This window comes from Thermoactinospora rubra (genome assembly GCF_002093975.1).
GTDB lineage: Bacteria > Actinomycetota > Actinomycetes > Streptosporangiales > Streptosporangiaceae > Nonomuraea > Nonomuraea rubra_A.
Window position 1 is genome coordinate 19,977 of record NZ_KZ084327.1, and the last position, 23,396, is coordinate 43,372.

The 23,396-nt window shown below is 72.5% G+C and carries 19 protein-coding genes; 10 read left to right on the forward strand and 9 right to left on the reverse strand.

Features of this window, described 5'->3' with window-relative positions; genetic code table 11:
* Positions 1-44: 44 nt before the first annotated feature.
* The 3 genes from BSB02_RS06045 (at position 45) to hrpA (ending at position 5,094) form a co-directional block, all read left to right on the forward strand.
* On the forward strand, positions 45-338 hold the full coding sequence (locus BSB02_RS06045; RefSeq protein WP_084957687.1) for a hypothetical protein: 294 nt from the start codon (positions 45-47) through the stop codon (positions 336-338).
* A 52-nt stretch (positions 339-390) separates the two neighbouring features.
* Entirely contained in the window at positions 391-1,137 is a 747-nt protein-coding gene (gene ppgK, locus BSB02_RS06050; protein ID WP_240506218.1) for a polyphosphate--glucose phosphotransferase, read from the forward strand.
* Positions 1,138-1,242: 105 nt separating this feature from the next.
* Entirely contained in the window at positions 1,243-5,094 is a 3,852-nt protein-coding gene (hrpA, locus tag BSB02_RS06055; RefSeq protein ID WP_084957689.1) for an ATP-dependent RNA helicase HrpA, read from the forward strand.
* Here the strand turns inward: hrpA and BSB02_RS06060 are convergent.
* Complete coding sequence (locus tag BSB02_RS06060) at positions 5,084-5,665, reverse strand: Uma2 family endonuclease (RefSeq protein WP_084957690.1); 582 nt, start codon at positions 5,663-5,665, stop codon at positions 5,084-5,086. The two genes, hrpA and BSB02_RS06060, sit on opposite strands and share 11 nt — an antisense overlap.
* A gap of 79 nt (positions 5,666-5,744) precedes the next feature.
* Here BSB02_RS06060 and BSB02_RS06065 point away from each other — a divergent pair, with 79 nt between their 5' ends.
* Positions 5,745-6,389, forward strand: a complete 645-nt coding sequence (locus BSB02_RS06065; RefSeq protein ID WP_240506219.1) for an HAD family hydrolase — start codon at positions 5,745-5,747, stop codon at positions 6,387-6,389.
* A 97-nt stretch (positions 6,390-6,486) separates the two neighbouring features.
* Here BSB02_RS06065 and BSB02_RS06070 read toward each other — a convergent pair whose 3' ends face one another.
* On the reverse strand, positions 6,487-7,092 hold the full coding sequence (locus BSB02_RS06070) for a hemerythrin domain-containing protein (RefSeq protein ID WP_084957692.1): 606 nt from the start codon (positions 7,090-7,092) through the stop codon (positions 6,487-6,489).
* A gap of 23 nt (positions 7,093-7,115) precedes the next feature.
* Positions 7,116-8,660, reverse strand: coding sequence for a gamma-glutamyltransferase family protein (locus BSB02_RS06075; protein ID WP_084957693.1), 1,545 nt, complete (start codon positions 8,658-8,660; stop codon positions 7,116-7,118).
* A 326-nt stretch (positions 8,661-8,986) separates the two neighbouring features.
* Here BSB02_RS06075 and BSB02_RS06080 point away from each other — a divergent pair, with 326 nt between their 5' ends.
* Positions 8,987-9,757, forward strand: coding sequence for a cytochrome P450 family protein (locus BSB02_RS06080; protein ID WP_084957694.1), 771 nt, complete (start codon positions 8,987-8,989; stop codon positions 9,755-9,757).
* A gap of 121 nt (positions 9,758-9,878) precedes the next feature.
* On the opposite strand, the gene BSB02_RS06085 is transcribed toward BSB02_RS06080, so the two are convergent.
* The 4 genes from BSB02_RS06085 to BSB02_RS06100 are packed head-to-tail and all read right to left on the reverse strand — an operon-like array spanning position 9,879 to position 12,673.
* Positions 9,879-10,442, reverse strand: coding sequence for a DUF3618 domain-containing protein (locus BSB02_RS06085; RefSeq protein WP_084957695.1), 564 nt, complete (start codon positions 10,440-10,442; stop codon positions 9,879-9,881).
* On the reverse strand, positions 10,418-10,813 hold the full coding sequence (locus tag BSB02_RS06090) for a phage holin family protein (RefSeq protein WP_084957696.1): 396 nt from the start codon (positions 10,811-10,813) through the stop codon (positions 10,418-10,420). Before BSB02_RS06090 ends, BSB02_RS06085 begins: the two co-directional genes overlap by 25 nt.
* On the reverse strand, positions 10,810-11,670 hold the full coding sequence (locus BSB02_RS06095; RefSeq protein WP_143590300.1) for a hypothetical protein: 861 nt from the start codon (positions 11,668-11,670) through the stop codon (positions 10,810-10,812). Before BSB02_RS06095 ends, BSB02_RS06090 begins: the two co-directional genes overlap by 4 nt.
* 58 nt (positions 11,671-11,728) lie before the next feature.
* Positions 11,729-12,673: an amidohydrolase family protein gene (locus BSB02_RS06100; RefSeq protein ID WP_084957698.1), complete on the reverse strand. Its 945-nt coding sequence runs from the start codon at positions 12,671-12,673 to the stop codon at positions 11,729-11,731.
* Positions 12,674-12,766: 93 nt separating this feature from the next.
* Here BSB02_RS06100 and BSB02_RS06105 point away from each other — a divergent pair, with 93 nt between their 5' ends.
* Genes BSB02_RS06105 through BSB02_RS06115 form a run of 3 tightly spaced genes read left to right on the forward strand, consistent with a single transcriptional unit; the run spans position 12,767 to position 19,512 of the window.
* Positions 12,767-14,842, forward strand: a complete 2,076-nt coding sequence (locus tag BSB02_RS06105; RefSeq protein ID WP_240506220.1) for a M6 family metalloprotease domain-containing protein — start codon at positions 12,767-12,769, stop codon at positions 14,840-14,842.
* 60 nt (positions 14,843-14,902) lie between these two features.
* Positions 14,903-16,918 (forward strand): ATP-binding protein, encoded by a 2,016-nt coding sequence (locus tag BSB02_RS06110; protein WP_084957700.1) that lies wholly within the window; start codon positions 14,903-14,905, stop codon positions 16,916-16,918.
* Entirely contained in the window at positions 16,915-19,512 is a 2,598-nt protein-coding gene (locus tag BSB02_RS06115; protein WP_158088567.1) for an ATP-binding protein, read from the forward strand. The genes BSB02_RS06110 and BSB02_RS06115 overlap by 4 nt, the downstream gene beginning before the upstream one ends.
* Here the strand turns inward: BSB02_RS06115 and BSB02_RS06120 are convergent.
* A complete protein-coding gene (locus tag BSB02_RS06120) occupies positions 19,505-20,368 on the reverse strand; it encodes a hypothetical protein (RefSeq protein WP_143590304.1) in 864 nt (287 codons plus the stop codon). The genes BSB02_RS06115 and BSB02_RS06120 overlap by 8 nt on opposite strands.
* A gap of 64 nt (positions 20,369-20,432) precedes the next feature.
* Here BSB02_RS06120 and BSB02_RS06125 point away from each other — a divergent pair, with 64 nt between their 5' ends.
* Positions 20,433-21,227 (forward strand): tyrosine-protein phosphatase, encoded by a 795-nt coding sequence (locus BSB02_RS06125; protein WP_084957703.1) that lies wholly within the window; start codon positions 20,433-20,435, stop codon positions 21,225-21,227.
* Between the two features lie 41 nt (positions 21,228-21,268).
* On the opposite strand, the gene BSB02_RS06130 is transcribed toward BSB02_RS06125, so the two are convergent.
* Entirely contained in the window at positions 21,269-22,159 is an 891-nt protein-coding gene (locus BSB02_RS06130; protein WP_084957704.1) for a proteasome assembly chaperone family protein, read from the reverse strand.
* 232 nt (positions 22,160-22,391) lie between these two features.
* Here BSB02_RS06130 and BSB02_RS06135 point away from each other — a divergent pair, with 232 nt between their 5' ends.
* On the forward strand, positions 22,392-23,390 hold the full coding sequence (locus BSB02_RS06135; protein ID WP_143590306.1) for a terpene synthase family protein: 999 nt from the start codon (positions 22,392-22,394) through the stop codon (positions 23,388-23,390).
* Positions 23,391-23,396: the final 6 nt, after the last annotated feature.

Below are 23,396 nucleotides of genomic sequence, written 5' to 3' on the forward strand. Positions count from 1 at the left end.
AGATACGCGAGAGGCGTATGGGCGGTTCGGTATCGTCGGAAATCGTGAGCGAACCCATCCAGTACCAGAGCAATCGGGACGAGGCCGCGGCCAAGCGGTCGCAAGCCGCGAAGTTCGACGAATGGGCCGAGAAGGCCGCCGGGCTGGTCGAGGGGATCTCACGCCAGCTGGACGGGCAGGACGTGTGGAGCGGGCCCGCCGCGGACGCCTGGGAGGCGGAGCTCAACGGCCCGAGCGGCATCACCCGCGAAATCCGGAAATATCCGGAGGCGTACCGGACGACGGCCCGCAACATGCGGGAGACCGCCAGGAAGCTGATGGAAACGCCCGGCGCCTAGACGGATACCTTCCGCCAGTCCAGGGCATTCCGCTCCCATGACCGCATCTCCTGTGAACGCGTCTTCCGCGAACACGCCCCCCAGGACCGCGCTCGGCATCGACATCGGCGGCTCGGGCGTCAAGGGCGCGCCCGTCGACGTGACCACCGGTTCGCTCACCCAGGACCGGCTGCGCATCCCCACCCCGCAGCCGGCCACCCCCGACGCCGTCGCCGCGGTCGTCAGGGAGATCGTCAAGCACTTCGCGTGGACCGGGCCGGTGGGCGTCACGTTCCCCGGCGTCGTGGTCGACGGCGTCGTCCGCACCGCCGCGAACGTGGACCGCTCCTGGGTGGGGGTGGACGCCCGCGCGCTCTTCGACGGCGCGGCGGTGCTGAACGACGCGGACGCCGCCGGGATCGCGGAGATGACCTTCGGCCAGGGGCGCGGCCGTACCGGGACGGTGCTGGTGCTCACCTTCGGCACCGGCATCGGCAGCGCGCTGTTCGCCGGCGGCGTGCTGGTGCCCAACACCGAGCTCGGGCACCTGGAGCTGCACGGCAGGGACGCCGAGCACCGAGCCTCCGACCGGGCCAGGGAGGAGCACGACCTGAGCTGGGAGAAGTGGGCCGAGCGGGTGGAGGAGTACCTGCGCCACGTGGAGATGCTCTTCTCCCCCTCGCTCATCGTCATCGGCGGCGGCGTGTCGAAGAAGGCCGACAAGTTCCTGCCCCACATCGGCATCGACACCCCGGTCGTGCCCGCGGCCCTGCAGAACCAGGCGGGCATCGTCGGCGCCGCCATGGCCGCGTCTCGGTGACGCCCGCGGGGATATTGGGATGCGGGCCGTCCCCGCGTGGGGCACGATGGGCGGTTGGCTCCCCTCACGGGGAGGGGGAACCGCCCGCATATCCTTGAAAGCAACATGGGAACATCCGACCTTCACTCCCGCCTGTCCGATCGCCTGTCTGAGCTGATGCCGCGCGACCAGCGGCGGATCCGGCGCAGGCTCGACGGCGTGCGCAGGGTGCGCAGCCGGGAGGCGCGGGAGAAGATCACCGCGGAGATCCTGGCCGACGTGGAGCGGGCCGAGCAGCGGGTGGCCCGGCGCCGCGAGGCCGTACCGGCCGTGACGTATCCGGAGAACCTGCCGGTCTCCCAGCGCAAGGACGACATCCTCGAGGCCATCCGCGACAACCAGGTCGTGATCATCGCGGGCGAGACCGGGTCCGGCAAGACCACCCAGATCCCGAAGATCTGCCTGGAGCTCGGCAGGGGCGTGCGCGGGGTGATCGGCCACACCCAGCCGCGCAGGATCGCCGCCCGCACGGTGGCCGAGCGCGTCGCCGAGGAACTCGGCACGCCGCTCGGCGAGGTCGTCGGCTACAAGGTCCGCTTCACCGACAAGGCGAGCGACCGGACCCTGGTCAAGCTCATGACCGACGGCATCCTGCTGGCCGAGCTGCAGCACGACCGGCTGCTGGAGCAGTACGACACGATCATCGTGGACGAGGCGCACGAGCGCAGCCTCAACATCGACTTCATCCTCGGCTACCTCAAACAGCTCCTCCCCAGGCGCCCCGACCTCAAGGTCATCATCACCAGCGCCACCATCGACCCCGAGCGCTTCTCCAAGCACTTCGACGGCGCGCCGATCATCGAGGTGTCCGGCCGGACCTACCCGGTGGAGGTCCGCTACCGGCCGCTGGGCGAGGACGACGACCAGACCCAGGGCATCCTGGAGGCCTGCCGGGAGCTCATCGCCGAGGGCCCCGGCGACATCCTCGTCTTCCTCAGCGGCGAGCGCGAGATCCGCGACACCGCCGACGCGCTGGTCAAGGCGGACTTCCGCAACACCGAGGTGCTGCCGCTCTACGCCCGCCTGTCGGCCGCCGAGCAGCACCGCGTCTTCCAGCCGCACACCGGCCGCCGCATCGTGCTGGCCACCAACGTCGCCGAGACGTCGCTGACCGTCCCCGGCATCAAGTACGTCGTCGACCCCGGCTTCGCCCGCATCTCCCGCTACAGCAACCGCACCAAGGTCCAGCGCCTGCCGATCGAGCCCATCTCGCAGGCCAGCGCCAACCAGCGCAAGGGCCGCTGCGGACGCACCTCAGACGGCGTCTGCATCCGCCTGTACGAGGAGGAGGACTTCCTCAAGCGGCCGGAGTTCACCGACCCGGAGATCCTGCGCACCAACCTGGCCAGCGTCATCCTTCAGATGACCGCCATCGGCCTGGGCGACATCGAGGCGTTCCCGTTCGTCGAGCCGCCGGACCGCCGCCAGATCAAGGACGGCGTCAACCTGCTCCACGAGCTGGGAGCCTTCGACGCCGACGGGAACATCACCCCGATCGGCCGCCGACTGGCCCAGCTGCCGGTCGACCCCCGCCTGGCGCGCATGGTGCTGGAGGCCGAGAAGAACGGCTGCCTGCGCGAGGTCATGGTCATCGCGGCGGCGCTGTCGATCCAGGACCCGCGCGAGCGCCCGGCCGACAAGCAGCAGCAGGCCGACGAGAAGCACCGCAGGTTCGCCGACCCGGAGTCGGACTTCCTGACCTACCTCAACCTGTGGAACTACCTGCGCGACAAGCAGAAGGAGCTGTCCTCCAGCGCCTTCCGCCGCATGTGCAAGGCCGAGTTCCTCAACTACCTGCGCGTGCGCGAGTGGCAGGACATCTACAGCCAGCTGCGCCAGACTCTCGGCGCCGACCTCGACAGCACCCCGGCCGAGCCGTACCGGATCCACGTGTCCCTGCTGGCGGGACTGCTGTCGCACATCGGCGTCAAGGACGTCGTGGACAGGCAGCAGGGACCACGCCGGCCGCTGACCGAATACATCGGCGCGCGAAACGCCCGCTTCGCCATCTGGCCCGGCTCCGCGCTGGCCAAGAAGCAGCCCGCCTGGGTGATGGCGGCCGAGCTGGTGGAGACCTCGCGGCTGTGGGCGCGGATCAACGCCAGGATCGAGCCCGCCTGGGTCGAGCCGCTGGCCCAGCACCTGGTCAAACGGACCTACTCCGAGCCGCACTGGGACAGGGAGCAGGGCGCGGTCATCGCGCTGGAGAAGGTCACCCTGTACGGCGTGCCGCTCGTGACCGGCCGCAAGGTCAACTACGGCCGCATCGACCCCGAGACCTCCCGCGAGCTGTTCATCCGCCACGCCCTCGTGCAGGGGGAGTGGGACACCCACCACGGGTTCCTCCGCGAGAACCGACGCCTGCTGGAGGAGGTCGAGGAGCTGGAGAACAGGGCGCGCCGCCGTGACATCCTCGTCGACGACGAGACCCTGTTCGACTTCTACGACCAGCGCGTCCCCGCCGAGGTGGTCTCCGCCCGCCACTTCGACGCCTGGTGGAAGAAGGTCCCCGACAAGTCGCTGCTGACCTTCACGCCCGAGATGCTGGTCAACCAGGGCGCCGACGTCAGCAAGCGGGACTACCCCGACACCTGGCGGCACCTCGGCCAGCGGATGCGGCTCACCTACCAGTTCGAGCCCGGCGCCGACGCCGACGGCGTGACCGTCCACGTCCCGCTGCAGATGCTCAACCAGGTCAGCTCCGAGGGCTTCGACTGGCAGATCCCCGGCCTGCGCGAGGAGTTGGTCACCGAGCTGATCCGGTCGCTGCCCAAGAACCTGCGCCGCAACTTCGTGCCGGCGCCCAACTACGCCCGGCAGGTGCTGGCAGGCGTGCGGCCGGGGGAGGAGCCGCTGCTGGACGCGCTGGAGCGGGAGCTGCTGCGGCTCACCGGCGTGCGGGTGCCGCGCGAGGCCTGGCAGCTCGACCGGATCCCCGACCACCTGCGCGTCACCTACCGCGTCGTCGACGAACGCAAGAAGAAGATCGCCGAGGACAAGGACCTGGAGGCGCTGAAGAAGCGGCTGGCGCCCAGGCTGCGGCAGCGCCTGTCGGCCGCCGCCGACGACCTGGAGCGCTCCGGGCTGCGCACGTGGAGCTTCGGGACCCTGCCCAAGGTGTTCGAGCAGGGCCGCATGAAGGGCTACCCGGCGCTGGCCGACGACGGCGACTCGGTCTCCGTCAAGATCTTCGAGACGGAGGCGGAGCAGCGGCGGTCGATGTGGACGGGCACGCGGCGGCTGCTCCTGCTCAACGTGACCAACCCGTCCAAGACGCTCCTCGGCACCCTGTCCAACCAGGCCAAGCTCGCGCTGTCCCGCTCGCCGCACGGCGGCGCGGTCGCGCTGTTCGACGACGTCGTCAACGCCGCCGTCGACCAGCTCATGGCCGACATGAGCGGCCCGGCCTGGGACACGGCCGGCTTCGACCGGCTCCTCCAGCACGTGCGGGCCGAGCTCTACGACACCGCGGCAGGCATCCTGGCCAAGGTCGAGCAGATCCTCGCCACCTGGCACGCGATCGGCACGCGGCTGGAGTCGATGCGGCCCGGCGACTCCACCCAGGACATCCGCCACCAGCTGGACGGCCTGGTGTATCCGGGCTTCGTCGCGGCGACGGGCGCGGCGCGGCTGCCGGACGTCGCACGGTACCTGCGCGCGATCGACCGGCGCCTCACCAAGCTGCCGGAGGAGCCGTGGCGCGACGTGGAGTGGATGGACCGGGTGCACAAGGTCGAGGACGACTACCACGACCTGCTGGAGAAGCTGCCCCCGCAGCGGCGGGGCGACCCGGACGTGGTGGAGATCCGCTGGATGATCGAGGAACTGCGCGTGAGCTTCTTCGCGCAGACGCTGGGCACGCCGATGCCGATCTCCGAGAAGCGGATCGCGAAGGCGATGGAGAAGATCACGTCTTGAAGACGGACGTGTCGAGCTCGAAGTCGACGGGCTTGGGAAGGCGGAGCGGCATGCCCATCTCGACCTTGGTGACCGTCTTGTAGGCGCCGTCGATGAGATCGCTGTAGACCGTGACGCTGGGCGGTGCATCGAGCGGGTCGATCAGCAGATAGATCGGGACTCCTCCGTCGGCGTACATGCCGGGCTTCTCGTTCCGGTCGTAGTCCTTGCTGCCAGGTGAGACAACTTCCGCTACGAGGATCAGACCGGAGGAGATGAATTCTCTCTCGCCCCAAAGCGGGCAGTCACGCGGCGCGAGAACATAGTCCGGCTCGACAGGGTCCCGCGTCCCCTCGATGCAGACGCCGACGTTTCCCGGGTAGCCGCGCCATCCGTGCTGGCGGCGAAGCGGTAGCAGCTCATCGTGCAGATTGTTGGCCGCGTCGCCGTGCGGGGGAGGACCGAGCGGACTCACGATCAAGTTTCCTTTGATGACTTCGGCCCGGAAGCCGGGCATTTCGGGGAGGACGTCGAACAGCTCTCTGGCCGTGTGCGCGGTGACAGGGGACTTACGTCGCAAAGCCTTAACCATCGGGACATATCCCTTCGTGACCGTTCGAGCACCCTCAGTATTCCACAAGGCACCGGGAGTCGTCGCCTACACTGGGCAGGTGATCAAGGCGGTGGTGTTCGACGTCGGCGAGACCCTGATCGACGAGACGAGGATCTGGTCGCGCTGGGCCGACCGGCTGGGCGTGACCCGGCTGACGTTCATGGGCGTCATCGGCGGGATGGCGGCGCTGGACCGCTCCTACGCCGACGCCTTCCAGGTGGTCCGTCCCGGCATCGACATCGACGCCGAGGTTGCCGCCTGGGCACGCGAGGAGCCCGGCAGCCTGCGCAACCGCTTCGACGCGGACGACCTGTACCCCGACGTGCGGGAGGCCCTCCAGGCGTTGCGTGACGCGGGCCACCAGGTGATCATCGCGGGCAACCAGCCGGTCGAGGCGTACGACGCGCTGGCCGCGATGGGCCTGCCCGCCGACTCCATCCACACCTCGGACGGCTGGGGCGTGGCCAAGCCCCAGCCCGAGTTCTTCGCCAAGGTGGCCGCGGTGGCCGGGCGGGAGCCGCGGGAGATCCTGTACGTCGGCGACCGGCTCGACAACGACGTGCTGCCTGCCAAGCAGGCGGGCATGCGGGCCGCGCTGCTGCGCCGGGGCCCGTGGGGCTACCTGCACGCCGAGCGGCCGGAGGCGGCGCGGGCCGACATGGTGGTCGGCGACCTGCACGCGCTGGTGCGGGCGCTGGTCTGACGGCGGCAGCCGTACTGCCAGGCACGGTTCTGACAGACGGCAGCCGTACCGCGAGGCACGGCCCTGACGGCGCCGGCCGCCGTACCGCAAGGCGCTGCTACGAGCGCTGCTTGATCGCCTTCTCCAGCTGCTGCTTGGTCATGGACGAGCGCCCCGGGATGTCGAGCTTCTTGGCCCGCTCGTACAGCTCGTCCCGGGTCGGCGAGGACTGCGCCCCCTTCGCCGCCCCCTTCGCCGTGCCTTTCGCCGCGCCCTTGGCCGAGGGCCTGCCGTCGCCCCGCAGCGCCCGCAGCTCCTCGTCCTCCCGCTGCTTGAACGCCCTGCCCAGCTCCTCCAGCCGCTTCTTGCTCAGGCTCCTGGCCAGCTCCGGGAGGATCTCCTTCTCCTCCTCCTCGACGTGGTGCCGGACGGCCTCGACGAGCTTGGCCAGCGTGTCCTCGAACGCCGGTCCGGCCGGGTCGGCCTTCTTCAGCGCGTCGAGGAGGATCTCGGCCTTCTTGTGCTCCTCCAGGCCGTGGTGCGCCTCCTGGTTCTCGATCGCGCCGTAGACGCGATCCTCCTCGGCGCGCGCGTGCGCGGTCAGCAGCGCGTGCAGCTCCTTCACGAGGGCGGCCCGGTCGCCCTCGTCCTTCTGGAGGCGCTCGAACAGCGTCTCGACCACGCGATGGTCATTGGTGATGAGTGTGACGACGTCGGTTGCCATGCCTGTCGCGACTACCCGGCAGGTCAGCGTCCAATCGCGGCGCCGATGACCGAGCGCGGATCCGCCGCGCCCGCGAGCGTCCCGTCCGGCCGCACGTCGACGAGGTGCGCGTGACCGAAGGTCGAGCCGTACGGCATGGCGGTCACGGTGTGGCCGCGCTCCCGCAGCCCCTCGCCCCAGGGAGCCTCCGCCTCCAGTTCGACGGTGGTCTCGTCGGGTGCGCGCCAGGTGTCGAAGCCGGTGGCGCCAGAAGCGAGCCGCCAGCGCGGGGCGGCGATCGCCGGGCCGGGGGCCTCGCCGTACCGCAGCAGCCGGGTGATCACCTGGAGCAGGATCTGCGGCTGGGCGTCGCCGCCCATGGTGCCGACCACCGAGCGGAGCGAGCCGTCGGGGCGGGTGATCAGCGCGGGGGCGAGGGTGTGCGGGGGACGCCTGCCGGGGCCGTACTCGGCCGGGTGCCCGGGTTCCAGCGAGAAGCCGATGCCGCGGTTGTGGAGGTTGATCCCGGTGCGCGGCTCGAACAGCAGGCTGCCGAAGCCGGAGGCGTTGGACTGGATGAGCGACACGCCCATGCCCTCGCCGTCCACCACGCACAGGTACGTGGTGTCCCCGTCGGCGTTCGGCGGGGACAGCAGCCGTCTGGCCGCGGGGTCCACCATCGCGCGGCGGCGGGCGATCTCCTCCGCGGTCACCAGGCCGGCGGCGTGCTCGTGGAGGACCTTGAGCCGGTCGTGGCCGGCCGCCCTGGACGCCTCGGCCAGCAGGTGGGCGAACAGCGGGTCGTCGGGCGAGTCCGGCAGGTCCAGCCCGTCGGCGATGCCCAGGGCCAGCAGGAGCAGGTAGCCCTGCGAGTTGGGCGGGACCGACCACACCTCGTGGCCGAACGCCCGCACGCCGATCGGCGTGACCCAGTCGGCCAGCGGCCGGGCCAGGTCCGCCTCGGCGTACTCGCCCGCGCCCAGCTCCAGCAGCCCCTGGCCGAACTCGCCCAGGTAGAAGCCCTTGCGGCCCTCGGCGGCGATCGCCTCTAACGCCCTGGCCACGCCGGGGCGCCGCATCGGGTCGCCCGCGGCGCGGACCCCGGCGAAGTCGGAGCCGCCCCGCTGCGCCGCGACGATCTGCGCCCCGGGCGCGAGGAGCGGCGAGGCCGGGAAGCCGTCGCGGGCCAGCCTGATCGCGGGTTCGAGCAGCTCACCGAGGGGGAGCCGGCCGTAACGCTCGTGCAGCGCGATCCAGCCGTCCACGCAGCCGGGCACCGGCACCGAGCGGATGTCGTTGAGGTGCGGCATGCGGTCGTGCCCTTCGGCGCGCAGCCGCTCGGGGTCGGCGCCCGAGCCCGCCCGGCCCGAGGCGTTCAACGCCGTGACGGCGCCTTCGTGGTGGACGAGCGCGAACAGGTCGCCGCCCATGCCGCACATGTGGGGGGCGGTGACGGCGAGCACGGCGTTGGTGGCGATGGCGGCGTCGGCGGCCGACCCGCCCCGGTCGAGGGCGACGATCCCGGCGGCCGAGGCCAGGTGGTCGACGCTGCACACCATTCCATGGCGGGCGTATCGGGTGTTCTGCACGCCTCAGAGCGTACGGCTAGGCGCTCCCGGCCTGGACGCGGGGACGCCAGGCGGTACGGACGCGCAGGCCGGTCCGGGAAGGGAAATGCCGGGTCACCGGACGCCCTGGTTTCGGGCATGAATTCCGGCATGACCGGAATGTGAGGCGGGTCGCGGAGGCCACACCGTTGTCACCTCGTGTCACCTCGCCCCGCGCGTGTGATTCGAGAGCCGTGGGTAGGGAGCCGGTGAGTGGGGGAGGGCTTATGGCAGGATTGTCGCGATTTTCAGGATTGTCAGGGTGGAAGCCGCTCCGGCAGCGGGGCGCGTGGAGCCGGGGCCGCCCGGTGGTGGCGACGTCACCCGAGGACGCCGCGCGGGCGCACACCGGCCCGGAGTTCGCGCGCGTGCCGCCCCGCCGCGCGCACGGCGGCGACCTGCCCGCTCCCGCCGCCGTCCGCAGGGCGATGCGCGAGCTGCTGGAGGAGGTCGGCGAGGGACTGCTGACCAGGAGGCAGCTGGACGCCGCCCTCGCGCGGGCCGGCGTGCGCGAGCCGATGGCAGGCGACGCGGTCGCGCAGACCCTCGCGCTGCTGGCGTGCCACGCCCACGAGTGCGTCCTGGCCGCCAAGGAGATCGCCGCCGGGCGCGGCACGTCGTACCTGCGCGCCTGCCTGATCGAGGGCCTGCGCCTGTGGCCGCCGGTGCGCCACCTCACCCGCGTGGTCGACGTCCCGGTCGACTGGCACGGCGTACGGCTGGAGCCCGGCACGACCGTGCTCGTGCCGGTCGAGCTGCTGGGCGGGGGACGCGAGTTCGCGCCGGAGGAGTGGATCGGCTCCGGGCCCACGCCCCTGGACGGCTGCCCCGGCGCGGAGGACGCGCTGGAGGTGGGGCAGGCCGCACTGGCCGAGCTGCTGCGCGAGCGCGGCTACGAGCTGCTGGACGCCGACCTCGGACCGGGACGGCCGCTGCCGGCCAGGCTCGACTCGCGCCGCCTCCGGTTCGCCGTGCACCGGGTGGGTCGGGCCGTGGTACGGCATGCCGTACCGGCCGGGGCGGTCCCGCGGCAGCGCGTGGACGACTCGGCGCACGCGGCCGCCCGGCCTGCGTCGTAGCCACGGGCGGCCAGCCATCTTCCCCGGCCGGGTTGGGATCCGTGCCGGGTGTGGGTGGCGGGTGCGCCCGGTGCCTGCCTGTGCGGGAAGGCTCCGGGCGCACGGAGGGGCGACCCGGAGGTCAGCCCTGGCCGGGTGGGCGCGCGGCCTGGCCGGTGGTCTGTGCCGCCCCGGCCGCGGTGTCCCGCACCTGCTGGGCGGCCTCCTGGACCGTCGCCCTGGCCTCCTGTCCCAGCGAGCCCACGGACTCCTTCAGCGACTCGGCCACCGGCTCGACGTACTCGCGAGCCTGCCGCGCCGCCGCCCTCTCGGCCCTGGTCTCGGGGATCACCGCGGCGGCCAGCAACCCCACGCCGAAGGCGACGAGCCCGGCGGCCAGCGGGTTGCCCTCGGCCTGCCGCACGATCTCACCGGGTGCCCGGCGGACCGCCTCGCCCGCCTGCGCGACGCCCTGCCGTACCGTGCCGGACATCTCCGAGGCGGTGCCGCGCGCCTGGGCGGTCGTCTCCTCCGCGGTGCCCATGACGCGGTCGCGCAGCTCGCGGAGGCCGGAACGCACGCGCTCGGCCCGCCGCCTGACGATCCGGCGCGGGCTGGTCCGGTCGGCCAGCCGCTCGACGTCGCCGGCCAGCTCGGCCCTGGTCTGGGCGATCTCCTGCCTCATCTGTTCAGATCGCGTGCCCATCGCGCGTCCTCCTTGAGCGTTTCGATGGTCTGCTCCGGCTTGGGCGAGACCTCGCGCATGCGGGTGCGCCCCGTCACGAACAGGACCGCGCCGGCGACGGCCCACACGGCCGCCACGAGGAGCGCGGCCCAGGCCGCGTCCATCACGTTGGCCAGGCCGAACACGGCGGCCAGGCTGACCAGCACAGCCGTCATCAGGCCCGCGAAACCGGCCGCGCCGAGCAGCGTGGACGCCTTGGCGGCCTTGCCCGCCTCCTCGCGGAGCTCGGTCTTGGCCAGCTCCACCTCCTGGCGGAACAGCTTGGCCAGGTCCTGGCCGATCTCGCCGACGAGCTCGCCGATCGAGCGCCCGCCGGGCTCCTCGGCCGTCATGACCGGCCACCGGGGTAGGGCGGGCCGCCCGGGGCAGGCGGCTGTCCCTCTTCGGGCGGGCCGCCGGTTTCCGCCGGACCGCCGGCCGTGGCGGGACGGCCCGGCTCGGACACGTAGCCGGGCCCGGCCGGGTACCCGGGTCCGGCGGCCGGCTGGCCCGGCGTGGCCGTCCCGGTGCCAGCCTCGGCTCCGGTTCCAGCTCCAGCCCTGGTCTCAGCTCCGGCTTCGGTCCCAGCCCCGGTTCCGGTGTACGGCGTGGCGGACCCGGTGTCGGCGAACGGGGAGCGCCCCGGGGGCCCGGTCGCCTCCCGCTCGGCCCGCGTGACGCCCGTCGCCCCCAGGTCGCCGCCCTCGAAGCCGCCCGCGCCCTCCTGCTGCTCCTGCCGTTCCTGCTGCTCCCGGGCCAGCCTCGCGCTCGCCCTGGCCACGCGGCCCACGACGAAGCCCGCCGCCAGCGCGGCCGCCAGGAACAGCCCGGGACGCCGCCTGGCGAAGCGCTGCAGGTCGTCGGTGAGTCCGGACAGGCCGCGCTCGTCGAGGTAGTCGGCGGCGCGGCGGCCCTGCTCGGCCACGCGCCGCACGACGCCCTGGACGGGCGAGTCCGGCTTGCCCATGTCGGTCATGGTGTGCAGGTCCTCCGCCCACTGCCGGATGGCCTGGGCGGCCCGCCTGCCCTGGGAGTCGGCCTCGTCGCGGACGCGCTCGCGCAGCCGGCCGACGGCCTGGCCGGTCTGGTGGCGGAGCTCGCCGGTCACTTCCCGCGCCTGCTCGCGCACGGTCCCGGCCGTCTCCGCCGCCGCCTGCTTGGTGCGCTCCATCGCGCCCGGGCCCTCGGCTCGCGTTGGATCTTCGCTCACCGGTGCCTCCTTGGATTGGGGATGCCCGTGGCTACCCCGCAAGGCGGGCAAGCAATCCTCAAGCGCTCCTGACCTGCCCGCCCGTCACCGTGGCCAGGCACGGCGCCCCTTCCAGGAGCTCGGAGTACGGCACGCGGCCCCGGATCCCGAAGACGGCGAAGTCGGCCCGGCTCCCCGGCCCGAGGCAGCCGATCCGGCCCCGGCCCTCGGCCATGCCCAGGGCCCGCGCGCCCGCCAGCGTGGCCGCCTCGACGAGCCTGCGGTCCAGCTCCGCCGTACCGGACCTGACGTGCCGGGCGAGCGCGAGCGGGTCGCCGCCGCCCAGGGCGAAGCCGTCCCCGCCGTCCAGCAGGTCCTCCAGCAGCGCGCCCGCGGCCCGCGGCGTCACCGCGGCCACGACGGTCCTGCGCAGGCGCAGCAGCTTGCGCTCGCCGGGGTCGAGCTGCCTGGCGCACACGACGTGGCAGTGGGGGCCGAGCACGCCCGTCTCGTCCAGCACGGCGGGGGAGTGGCGTTCCAGGTCGGCCAGCAGGCGCAGGCCGAAGGTGCGCGCCAGCACCGCGACGTCCTCCAGCACCAGCGGGTCGGGGGAGCGGGCGGCGATGCCGACGGGGTGCTCGGCCTCCCGGACGGCGGTGATCAGCGCATCCCGCTCCGACTCCTCCCACGCCCGCTCGCCGGGGCAGTCCACGGGGAGGTACACCAGGCCGGGCACGCCGGAGGCCTCGCCCAGCGAGGCGCGCGCCGTCACCCCGGGGGCGGGCGGTCCCTGCCCGAAGGCGTCGACGAGGCCGGCGACGATCGCGCCGGTCCAGCGGACGTGGTCGCGGACGGGACAGGACGCGAGCAGGTCGCGGACCGGCCCCACCCGCAGCACGCGGCTCCCCCGGACGGCGACGGCCCCGTCACGCACCGGGTCGCCGCGCACGGGCAACACGAGCGCGGCCGAGTGCAGCACGACGGGCTCGGTGGCGCGCGTGCCGAGGACCCTTCCAGCCGCCATGTGATCTCCCGAGGTCATTAAACCGGGCGGTGCTCCCCATGGCCATCGGTCGCGGATTGATCTCCCAAGAAAGCGTCTATAACGTCAAAAATCGTGAAAAAGCCGATGCTGCTGGCCGTGGTCTTCCTCTTACCACTGTCCCTGGCAGCCACCCCCGCCTCCGCAGACCCCGACCCCGACCCCCGGCCTCCCTGGCGCCAGGACCACTGGCCGCAGACCCAGCCCTGGCAGCGAGACGAACCGCCCGCGCAGACCCTGCGCACCCCGTCCCCCGCCCCCATCGACCCGCAGAACTGGGTCAACCCCGACCACATGACGTGGGCGGACTACAAGAAGATCCCCGGCACCAACTGGGCCGACCCGAACGTCAAGGGCTCGGTGCGCACCTTCAAGGGCGCCCTGGTGCTGCTGGACTACCCCAACCAGCCCTTCGTGGTCACCCAGCCCCAGGGCTCGACGATCTACGCCAACCCCAGCGCCGAGGCCCACGACATCCCCCGCGACCAGGTCGCCAAGTTCTACCAGGACTTCCTCAACACCCCCGGCGAGCTCAACCGGGGCCACACCATCCACGAGTACTGGATGGAGGACTCCGGCGGCCGCATCGGCGTGGAGCTGACCGGCTTCGGCCCCTACACCATGCCGGGCAAGGACCACGAGTACGCCATGGAGTACCAGCGCGACTCCTGCCCGGCCGGCGACACCTGCACGCGCAACCTGCGCACCGACGGCCACGCGGCCTGGCTGGCCGCCGTGGGCGAGGAGGTCGTCAAGCAGTACGACTTCGTCTTCTACCTCAGCGCCGGGCAGGACGAGTCCTCCACCTGGCAGGAGTTCGGGATGATGAAGTTCCCGAACAAGGAGGCCGTCCCCGACGAGTGGGGCCCGCCGGACGAGAGCCTGCCCAACTGGTCGCCCACCCGCTACGTGGAGTGGACCTCCTGGCAGGCCGGGTCGAACTTCTGGCCCAACGCCCGCTTCGGCGTCGACTCCGTCCAGGCGGAAAGCTCCGGCATGGCGGTCTACGCCCACGAGCTGAGCCACATCCTCGGCATCGCCGACAACTACAACAACCCCTACGCGGTCCCGCCACGGCGCGCCTACACCGGCATCTGGGAGATGCTCAGCCGCGGCAGCTTCAACGGCCCGGGCGGCCCGCACAGCCGCTGGCTGATCCCGCCCACGGCCGGGGCGTCCATGGGCGCCCAGCACATGCTGCGCAACAAGATCAAGCTGGGCATCGTGGACGAGAAGAACGTGCTGCGCCTGTCCCGGGAGGCGCTCGACGAGTCCGGCGTGGTGATCGCCAGGGTGACGGCGCGAGCCGTACAGCCGGGCGAGAACGGCCTGGCGGGCGTCAACGTCGCCTTCGACACCGGCGACAGGTCCCCGGCCTGCGACTGGCGGACCGACCCGCTGTGCGACGGCGGCGGCTACGAGAACTACACCGTCGAGGTCGTCGACCGGATGGGCACCGACTCCTTCACCCCCGACTCGGGCGTGCTGCTGGCCAAGACCAAGAACGAGGACCGGGCGCCGTTCGAGTGGGTGATCGACGCCAACCCGCAGGACATCGGGATGACCGACTACGTCCTGCCGGACGGCACGCGGGTGCCGATCACGATCGGCGACTACCGGCAGCTGGCCGACGCGCTGTTCCACGCGGGCACCGACTCCGGCAGCGAGTACGAGTACGTCGACCAGGCCAACCGCCTGCACTTCTACGTCGTGGACGTGCACCGCGACCGGCGGGGCATCCTGTCCTACACCGTCGCGATCCGCTCGCTCGACGGCTCCGGCCCGCACCGGCGCGGCCTGCGCCTGCTGCCCGCGGCGGGCGTGCCGGGCCGCGACGGCGTGTCCACCTGCCGCTTCCCGCTGGTCAACACCGGCAGGACCGCGCCTGTCCAGGCCGCGCACCCGGAGGACGTCTCGGCCTACCTCGGCGGGGACGTCTACCGGCTGTCGGCCACCGTGGAGGGCCGCGGCTGGTCGGCGCGGCTGCCCAACGCCCTGGCCGCCGTGGACGCCCGCGGGCACGAGCTCGTCACCGTCCACGCGGTCCGGTCGGACGGCGGCAGCCGCCTGGCCACGGTCAGGCTGACCGCCACGTCGGAAAGCGACCCGACCAAGACCATGACCGCCACTTGTCATGTAGTCGGGATATAGAGTAAAGGTTGGGTACGGCGACCGTAAAGCCGTACCCAACCAGGTGAATTAGCATGAGACGTGACTTCGAGCTGGGCGCGCGAAGGTAACCTGCCGGCGGACCTGACGACCTTCGTCGGCCGCCGCCGGGAGGTCGCCGAGCTCGCCCGCATGGTTCGATCCTCCAGGCTGGTGACCCTCACCGGCGCCGCCGGTGTGGGCAAGACCCGCCTGGCCCTGCACGTGACGCGGATGATCCGCGCTGAGTTCCCCGACGGGGCCTGGATGGTCGAGCTGTCCGCCCTGCAGGATCCCGGGCTGCTCGCCCACACGGTCTGCACGACGCTCAGGACGGCCGGCCAGGCCGCCCGCTCGCCCGCCGGCGCGCTGGCCGGCCACCTGCGCGACAAGCGCCTGCTGCTGGTGCTCGACACCTGCGAGCACCTGGCGGAGGCCTGCGCGGGGCTGGTGAGGCGGCTGCTGGCCGAGGCCCCGGGCGTGACCGTCGTGGCCACCAGCCGCCGGCCCCTCGGCCTGGCGGCCGAGATCGTCTACCCGGTCGGCCCGCTGCCCGACGCCGACGCCCTGGACCTGCTCTTCGACCGCGCCCCGGTGGCCGTCCGCACCTCCGAGGCCACGCTGCTGGTCCGCAGGCTCGACGGCATCCCGCTGGCCATCGAGCTGGCGGCGGTACGGCTGCGCACCATGACGCTCGCCGAGATCGTCGAGCGGCTGGGGGACCGGTTCCAGCTGCTGCACGGCGACCTGGAGGGCCCGCCGCGCCACCAGACCATGCGCACCACGATCGGCTGGAGCCACGAGCTGTGCGAGCCGCTGGAGCGGCTGCTGTGGGCCAGGCTGTCTGTCTTCAGCGGCGACTTCGACCTGGAGGGCGCCCAGACCGTGTGCGGCGACCGGCGGCTGCCGCCCGGCAGGTTCCCGGCGGCGCTGGACGGCCTGGTCGCCAAGTCGATCGTGCAGCCGCTGCCGTGCGGCCGCTACCGCATGCTGGACCTGGTCCGCGAGTACGGCGCGCAGTGGCTGCGCCGGCTGGGCGAGGAGGGCCTGATGCGCTTCGCCCACCGCGACTACTACCTGGGCCTGGCGCGCCAGTTCGACGACGAGTGGTTCGGCCCCGACCAGGTCGCCTGGTGCCGCCGGATGCGGGCCGAGCTGCCGAACCTGCGCGCCGCCCTGGAGTTCTGCCTCACCGACGCCGACGAGCCCGACGTGGGGCTGGAGCTGGTGGCCAGGCTCGCCTTCCTGTGGATCGCGGGCGGCCACCTCGCCGAGGGGCGCCACCACGTCGACCGCGCCCTCGCCCTGGCCGACACCCCGCCCGAGGCCTGCCATCGGGCCCTGTGGGTGGGCGCCTGGCTGGCCACCTTCCAGGGCGACCTGGACCGCGCCGACGACCTGTCCGGCGAGTGCCTGGTCAGGTCCGTCGCCACGGGCGACGCCGACGGGGCCGGATGGGCGACGTGCTGCGCGGCGATCACCGCGGTGTACTCGGGGCGGATCACCGAGGCGCTCGCCCTGTACGACCGGGCCGAGTCCTTCCACCGCCGGGCGGGCGACCGGGGCGCGGGGCTGGCCCACATGCTCATCGGCAAGGCGTTCGTGCTGTGCGAGCTGGGCCGTCCCGGCAACGCCCTGGCCTACCTCGACCGGCTGCGGACGCTGTGCCGTACCAGAGGAGACCTGTGGATGGACTCCTACGGCGAGTGGCTGCGGGCCCTCATCGAGCTCGGGCGGGGCGAGGCGGAGGCGGCCGACCGGCACGCCAGGGCGGCCCTGCGCGTCAAGGCCCGCCTGCACGACACGCTCGGCATGGCCACCGCGCTGGTGGCGCTGGCCGGCAGCGCCCTGGCCCAGGGGCAGGCCGAGCGCACGGCCCGCCTGCTCGGGATCGGCGCGCTCGTCGAGCACACCTACGGCCTGCGCCTGGGCAGCACGCGGCTGGGCGACATCCGGCGGCGCGCCGACCGCGAGGCCCGTGCCCTGCTGGGCGACTGCGACTTCGCCACCGCCTACATGGAAGGCTTCTCCCTCACTCTCGATCAAGCAGTGGCCTACGCGGCAGAATCGAAGACATGACGGGGCCCTTGCCTTCGCCGCCCGAGGAACGCCGCCCGGCACGCCGTCGCCGCGTCTTCCTGGCGGCTCCGGTCGCGGCCGGCGCGGCCGCCGCCGCGGCGAGCATCCTGGCGGCGGCCCTGGAATGGGACATCCCGACCGGTGCGAAGATCGGCGTCACGCTGGGCGCCGCCCTGCTCGTCGGCCTGACCACCTGGGCCACCACCACCTTCTCGCCCAAGGCCGCCCCCCGCGGCGAGCCCGCCACGCTCCCGCCGGACCAGTGGCCACCGGCGCCCGAGCACTTCACCGGCCGCCGGGAGGCCCTGGCCGAGCTGCGCCGCGTCTTCACCGAGCGGCGCCGCTCCAGCGAGCCGGTCCCGCCGCTGGTGGTCTCCGTGTACGGCAGGGCCGGCGTGGGCAAGTCGGCGCTGATGGCCAGGTTCGGCCAGGAGCTGGCGGACTGGTTCCCCGACGGCCGCCTCTACGCCGACCTGCGCGGCGTGGCCGCCTCGCCGGTGCGCCCCGACGAGGTGCTGACCGGCTTCCTGCGCGCGCTCGGCGTCCGCCTGACCACCGACCCCGGCGGCCCGGACGAGCTGCGCAAGCTCTGGCTCACCTGGACCAAGGGCCGCAGGATCCTCATCGGCCTGGACAACGCCCACGACGGCGACCAGGTCAAGCCGCTCATCCCGGCCGAGCCGGGCTGCGCCGTCCTGGTCACCTCGCGCCAGCCGCTGTTCCTCATGAACGCCCACGACACCCAGCTGCCCGTCTTCAGCGAGGCCCAGGGCGTGGAACTGCTGGCCAGGCTGGCCGGCGGGGCGCGGGTGGCCGACGACCTGGCCTCGGCCAAGGAGATCGTCCGGCTGTGCGACCACCTGCCGCTGGCGATCGGCATCTGCGGCGCCCGCCTGGCCACCCGCTCCACCTGGACGCTGCGCGGGCTCGCCGGCCGCCTCGCCGACGAGCGCCGCCGCCTGGACCACCTGCAGCTGGCCGGCTCGATCGACAAGAGCGTGCGCGCCTCCGTCCAGCTCAGCTACGACGACTGCACCGGGCTGCAGCGCCGCCTGCTGCGCCTGATGTCCGCGCTGACCGCGCCCGACGTCCCCGGCTGGGTGGCGGGGGAGCTGCTGGACGTCTCCGAGCTGGACGGCGCCGACCAGCTGGAGGCGCTGATCGACGCCCAGCTCGCCGAGTGCTCCGGCACCGACCCGACCGGCGCCATGCGGTACCGCCTGCACGACCTGGTCCGGGTCTTCGCCCTGGAGCTGGCCGAGGAGGACGAGGAGGAACGCCGCCGCGCCGCCGTCGAGAGGGTCCTGTACGCCTACCGCCGCCGCGCCGAGGAGCACGCCCAGAACCGCTGGCCGCAGGACTGGGGCAGGGCGGGCCGCGGCGTCCAGCCCAGCGGTGTCCAAAGCGGCGGTGTCCATGCCGGCGTCCATGCCGGTGTCCATGCCGGCGACGTCCAGGCCGGCGCCGCCGACTGGCTCAACGCCGAACGGCTGGCCATGGTGGCCATGGTGCAGCTGGCCCGCGACCTGAAGGCGTGGGAGCTGGCCTGGGGCCTGGGACGGGCGTTCTGCTCGCTGTGCCACTCGTTGCGCGCCTACTGGTCGGACTGGCGGACGGTGGCCGAGATCTCCTGCGAGGCGGCCGAGCGCATGGGCGACCGGCGCGCCCTGGCGATCTCCTTACTGGACCGGTCGGCCGCGCTGGCCGGGTTCGGCGCCCACGAGACCGGCAGGATCGGCGCCGAGCAGGCGCTGGAGATCTTCACCGACCTGGGGGAGGCCTGGTGGGCGGCCCGCGCCATGCGGACGGTCGGCATGAGCCTGGTCAGCGACGGCCACCTGGACCGCGCCCAGGGCTACCTCATCGGGGCGATCACCGGCTTCCACGACGAGGGCGACGAGTGGTGGACGGCCCGCACCCGGCGCAACCTGGCCGAGCTGCGCCTGCTGCAGGGGCACTACGACGAGGCGCGTGAGCTGCTGGAGGACGCGCTGGCGGTGTTCAAGCGCGACGGCAACCGCTACTCCGAGGCCCAGACGCTGCGCGCCTACGGCGAGGTGCTGGCCGCGCAGGCGCGCCGCTGGCATCGGGAGGGCCGGACGCGGGCGGCCGAGGAGCTGTTCACCAAGGCCGGCTTCAGCCTGGACCGGGCCGCCGAGATGTTCCGCCGGCGCGGCGAGCTGTGGGAGGAGGCCCGCTGCCTGCGGGCCGCCGGGTCGGTGGGGGACCCGGTCAACGGGCTGGCGGAGCTGGCCTTCGTCCAGCGGGCCGAGGAGATCCTCGCGGCGCTGGGCGACTCGTGGGGCGTGGCACGGACCACCCTGTCCACGGGCCGGGCGCTGGCCCGGCTGCGCCGGTTCGGGGAGGCCGAGCAGACCATGCGCCGGGCGGTCGAGGCCTTCGAGGAGCTTGGCGACCGCTCCTGGACGGCACGCAGCCTGGTCTACCTCGGGGAGATCATGGTGGAGGCGGGCGAGCCCGCCCGCGCCGTCGCGCCGCTCCACCAGGCCAGGGACCTCTACCGCAGCCTGGGCAACGAGGCCGAGATGCGCAGGACGCTCGAAGTGCTCAGGCGGGCCGAAGGCCTCACGTGAGGCTGTCGCGCATGAGGTGACCCGCGGCCAGCTTGGCCTGGTCGATGCTCTCCTCGAACAGCTTCCTGGCGTTGGCCGCCTGCTGGGCCAGCTCCCTGATGTGGGCGCGGGCCAGGTCGTCCTGCACGGTGTCGGCCACCAGCCGCTGGTAGTCGTGCGTGCGCGCGGCCAGCTCCTCCAGCCGGCGGTGGACCTGGAAGACCTCGTCGGCCTTGCGCACCTGGGCGGCGTACCTCTCCAGCTGCTTGACCCGCTTGGACAGGGAGGTCCAGGCGGCGTCCAGCGCGGTGCTGTAGGGCTTGAACGCCTCATCCAGCGCGGGCGGCAGTTCCTTCGGGACGAGCTTGCGGTGCTCCCGGTGCATGGCGCTCAGCCGGGCCAGCCGGGTGGCGATCTGCCACACCTCCTCCGGCAGCGTCACCCTGTTGTCAATCGTGTCGATGTAGCCGGCCCTGTTGACCTCCGAGCCGAGGACGGCGTCGACCGCGTCCTGCGCCCGGCGCAGCAGCTGCTGGCAGGGGTAGTCGAGGTCGGTGGGCAGCACGTAGCGGTCGGCGTGCTCCCAGGCCAGCCGCAGCCGCTTGCTGGTGCCGCCGTTGACGGCCGCCAGGCGCAGCAGCAGGAACACCGACATGCCCAGCCCGCCGAGGACGACGCCGCCCGTGCCGGCGATCATGAAGATCAGCAGCAGGAAGGCGGGCACGGCGAACACCAGCCCCGGATTGCTCCCCGTCCTCGGCTGGCGGCCCTGCCTGGCCTGGAGCAGGACGGACGGACTCTCGCGGAGGACGACTGAGACCTGCGGATGCAGGGAAGGATCTATGACCAGCCGCGGCGGCAACCTTCGCGGATCCACCTGACCTCCCTTCGCCACTCTCCCTTCATACTGCGTTATGGAACGCCCGGTTAGGGTGGGACCGATGAAGAACATCGACAGATGGGTGGATCTGGAAGGCGCCGCCAACGTCCGCGACCTGGGCGGCCTGCCGACTGCCGACGGCGCGGTCACGCGCTTCGGCCGGATCCTGCGTTCCGACAACCTCCAGGGCCTGACGCCGTCCGACGTCGACCGGCTGGTGGGGGAGTTCAAGGTGCGGCACGTGGTGGACCTGCGGTCGGTGGCCGAGGTGGCGCTCGAGGGACCGGGCCCGCTGACGTCGGTCCCCGAGGTGCGCATCCACCACCTGACCCTGTTCGCCGAGGGCGGCCGGCACACCGACGTCGAGGCCGACGTGATCGACGCCGACAAGGTGCTGCCGTGGCAGAAGCGCTCCTCCGGCGACGCGGAGCTGCGCGTGACCGGCTTCTACTACGGCTACCTGCGGGACCGTCCCGACGCGGTCGTCGAGGCGCTGCGGACCATGGCGCTGGACGACGGGGCGGCCATCGTGCACTGCGCCGCGGGCAAGGACCGCACGGGCGTGCTGTGCGCGCTGGCCCTGGAGGTGGCGGGCGTCACCCGCGAGGCGATCGTGGCCGACTACACCGCGACGGGGGAACGGCTCGAGCGCGTGCTGGCCAGGCTGCGGGCGAGCGAGACCTACCGCGCCGACCTGGACTCGCGCCCGGCCGACGACCACATGCCCCGCCCGCAGTACATCACCCACTTCCTGGGCGTGCTGGACGATCGGTTCGGCGGGCCCCTGGCGTGGCTGGAGCGCCACGGCTGGACCGACGCGGACACCGGCGCCCTGCGCTCGCGCCTGCTGGACTGACGGCTGGGCCGACGGCTGGACCGATGGCGTCGAGGGAGGGCCTAGTCGCGGTCCTCCCGCTCGGCCAGGAAGCGCTCGAACTGCGCGGCCAGCTCCTCGCCGGTGGGCATCGGCGTCGAATCGGCCAGCAGGTTCTCCTTGTCCGCCCCGCCGGCGAACGCGTCGTACTGCTGTTCCAGGCCCACGATCGCGGCCGACAGCTCGCTGGAGGCCCGGATCTGCTCCTCGATCTCCGCGTTGGTGCGCTCGGCCATCTCCCGCAGCGGCTCCATCGGGAACACCAGCCCGGTGCTGCGGGTGATCGCCTCCAGCGCGGTCACCGCGGCCTGCGGGTACTCGGCCTGGGACAGGTAGTGCGGCACGTGGACGGCGAAGCCGAGGGCGTCGCGGCCCTGGGCGCCCAGCCGGAACTCCAGCAGCGCGGCGACGCTGCCCGGCACCTGGACCCGCCCGAAGGCGCTGGTCTGCGGGGCGATCAGCTCCGGACGGCTGGCATGCGCGGTCACGCCGAGGGGGCGGGTGTGGGGGACGGCCATGGGGATGCCGTGCGCGGTGACCAGCCTGCTCACGCCGAGCTGGGCGGCGAGCTCGCCCACCGCCGCGGTGAAACGCTCCCACTCGCGGTCCGGCTCCGGGCCGCTCATCACCAGGAAAGGCCTGCCGGTCACGTCCCGCGTGGCGTAGACGGCCAGCTCGGGGCTCTCGCACGCGACCCAGCGGTCGGTGTCGAAGGTCATGATGGGCCGCCGGGACCGGTAGTCGAGCAGCCGGTCGACGTCGAACGTGGCAACCGTGCGGTGCTCGAGCTCGGCGAGCAGGTGGCCGACCGCCAGGCGACCGGCCCCGCCCGCGTCGACGAAGCCGTCGAAGTGGTACACCAACACCGGCTCGTCCAGCTCGGGCGCGTCCGCTGCGAGCGTGTACAGATCCATCTCAGCCTTTCGTCAAGTTCTCCTCTTCCGAAACCTACGACGAGCCAGAACGATTCCATACCTACACCAGTGATCATGACTGGGGCACCTGAGCCGGGAATTCGCGACCTGGACGCTCGCCCTGACACGGTCCGCATGTCCGGCAATAATGAGCATGTTCCGGACATGAGTTATAAATAGCCGAAAAGTGACGAGTGTGGCGACTTGAACGTTCCAACGTCATGCTGGGGAAGTGGCTACTACTCCTGCGCATACATTAAGTAGGCGACCACTCACCATTCCGCCGCTGCCCTGTCCGTTCCCGAGCGAGATCAACCCGCATGCCGTCGAGGTCGACGCCGAGAGCCATGCCTGGCTGGCGGCCTCGGGGATGCTGGCGGGAACAGGGACGATCGACCACTTCCGCCGGTCGAAAATCGGCATCCTGGCGGCACGCACCAACCCCACGGTGCCCCGCGAAAGCCTCCGGCTGATCAACGACTGGTACAACTGGCTGTTCGCGTTCGACGACGCCTTCTGCGAGGGCGACCAGGTCGGGAACCGGGCCTCCGCACTGGCCCGGGCGCTCCCGCCGCTGCTCGAGATCCTCGACGGAGGCGGCGAACCCGAGGACCCCTTCGGCCGATCCCTGAAGGAACTTCTGCATCGCATCTCCGACAGCGCGACCCCCGCCCAGGTCGACCGGTGGCGCACCACCGTCAAGGAGTACCTCTTCGCCCAGGTCTGGGAGGCGGCCAACCGGGAGATCGACCTCATCCCCACACCCGACGACTACATCCTCATGCGGCGCATCACCGGCGCCACCTACACCTGCTTCGCCCTCATCGACGTCGGCGGCGGCTATCGCCTGGAGGCCGAGGAGTGGCATCACCCGGACGTGCGGGCGCTGTCCGACCTCGCCTGCGACCTCATCGGCTGGGACAACGACCTGCTCTCCTGGGCCAAGGAGCGCGGCAGGGACAAGGCCCGGCACAACCTCGTCACCGTGCTGGCCACCCATCGCACCCGCGGCGTCCAGCGGGCTCTGGAAGAGGTGGCGGCCATGCACAACGCGGCGATCGCGGCCTTCATCGCGCGGAGGGCGGCACTGGAACGCTGGGCTTCGATCGTCGTCCGCCGCTACGTCCGCGGGCTGGAGCACTGGGTCCGCGGGCACATCGAGTTCTCCCTCGAAAGCGCGCGCTACATCCAGGCCTGGCCCACAGGCACCCGCTGGCCTCAGGCCGGCTGACCTGAC

What these genes read in the sequence shown, in the direction of transcription:
- BSB02_RS06085 (WP_084957695.1), bottom strand. Translation starts at nt 10,442, where the DNA reads ATGGGCACGCGATCTGAACAGATGAGGCAGGAGATCGCCCAGACCAGG.
- BSB02_RS06115 (WP_158088567.1), top strand. Translation starts at nt 16,915, where the DNA reads ATGACGGGGCCCTTGCCTTCGCCGCCCGAGGAACGCCGCCCGGCACGC.
- BSB02_RS06125 (WP_084957703.1), top strand. Translation starts at nt 20,433, where the DNA reads ATGAAGAACATCGACAGATGGGTGGATCTGGAAGGCGCCGCCAACGTC.
- BSB02_RS06060 (WP_084957690.1), bottom strand. Translation starts at nt 5,665, where the DNA reads ATGGTTAAGGCTTTGCGACGTAAGTCCCCTGTCACCGCGCACACGGCC.
- hrpA (WP_084957689.1), top strand. Translation starts at nt 1,243, where the DNA reads ATGGGAACATCCGACCTTCACTCCCGCCTGTCCGATCGCCTGTCTGAG.
- BSB02_RS06070 (WP_084957692.1), bottom strand. Translation starts at nt 7,092, where the DNA reads ATGGCAACCGACGTCGTCACACTCATCACCAATGACCATCGCGTGGTC.
- BSB02_RS06130 (WP_084957704.1), bottom strand. Translation starts at nt 22,159, where the DNA reads ATGGATCTGTACACGCTCGCAGCGGACGCGCCCGAGCTGGACGAGCCG.
- BSB02_RS06100 (WP_084957698.1), bottom strand. Translation starts at nt 12,673, where the DNA reads ATGGCGGCTGGAAGGGTCCTCGGCACGCGCGCCACCGAGCCCGTCGTG.
- BSB02_RS06090 (WP_084957696.1), bottom strand. Translation starts at nt 10,813, where the DNA reads ATGACGGCCGAGGAGCCCGGCGGGCGCTCGATCGGCGAGCTCGTCGGC.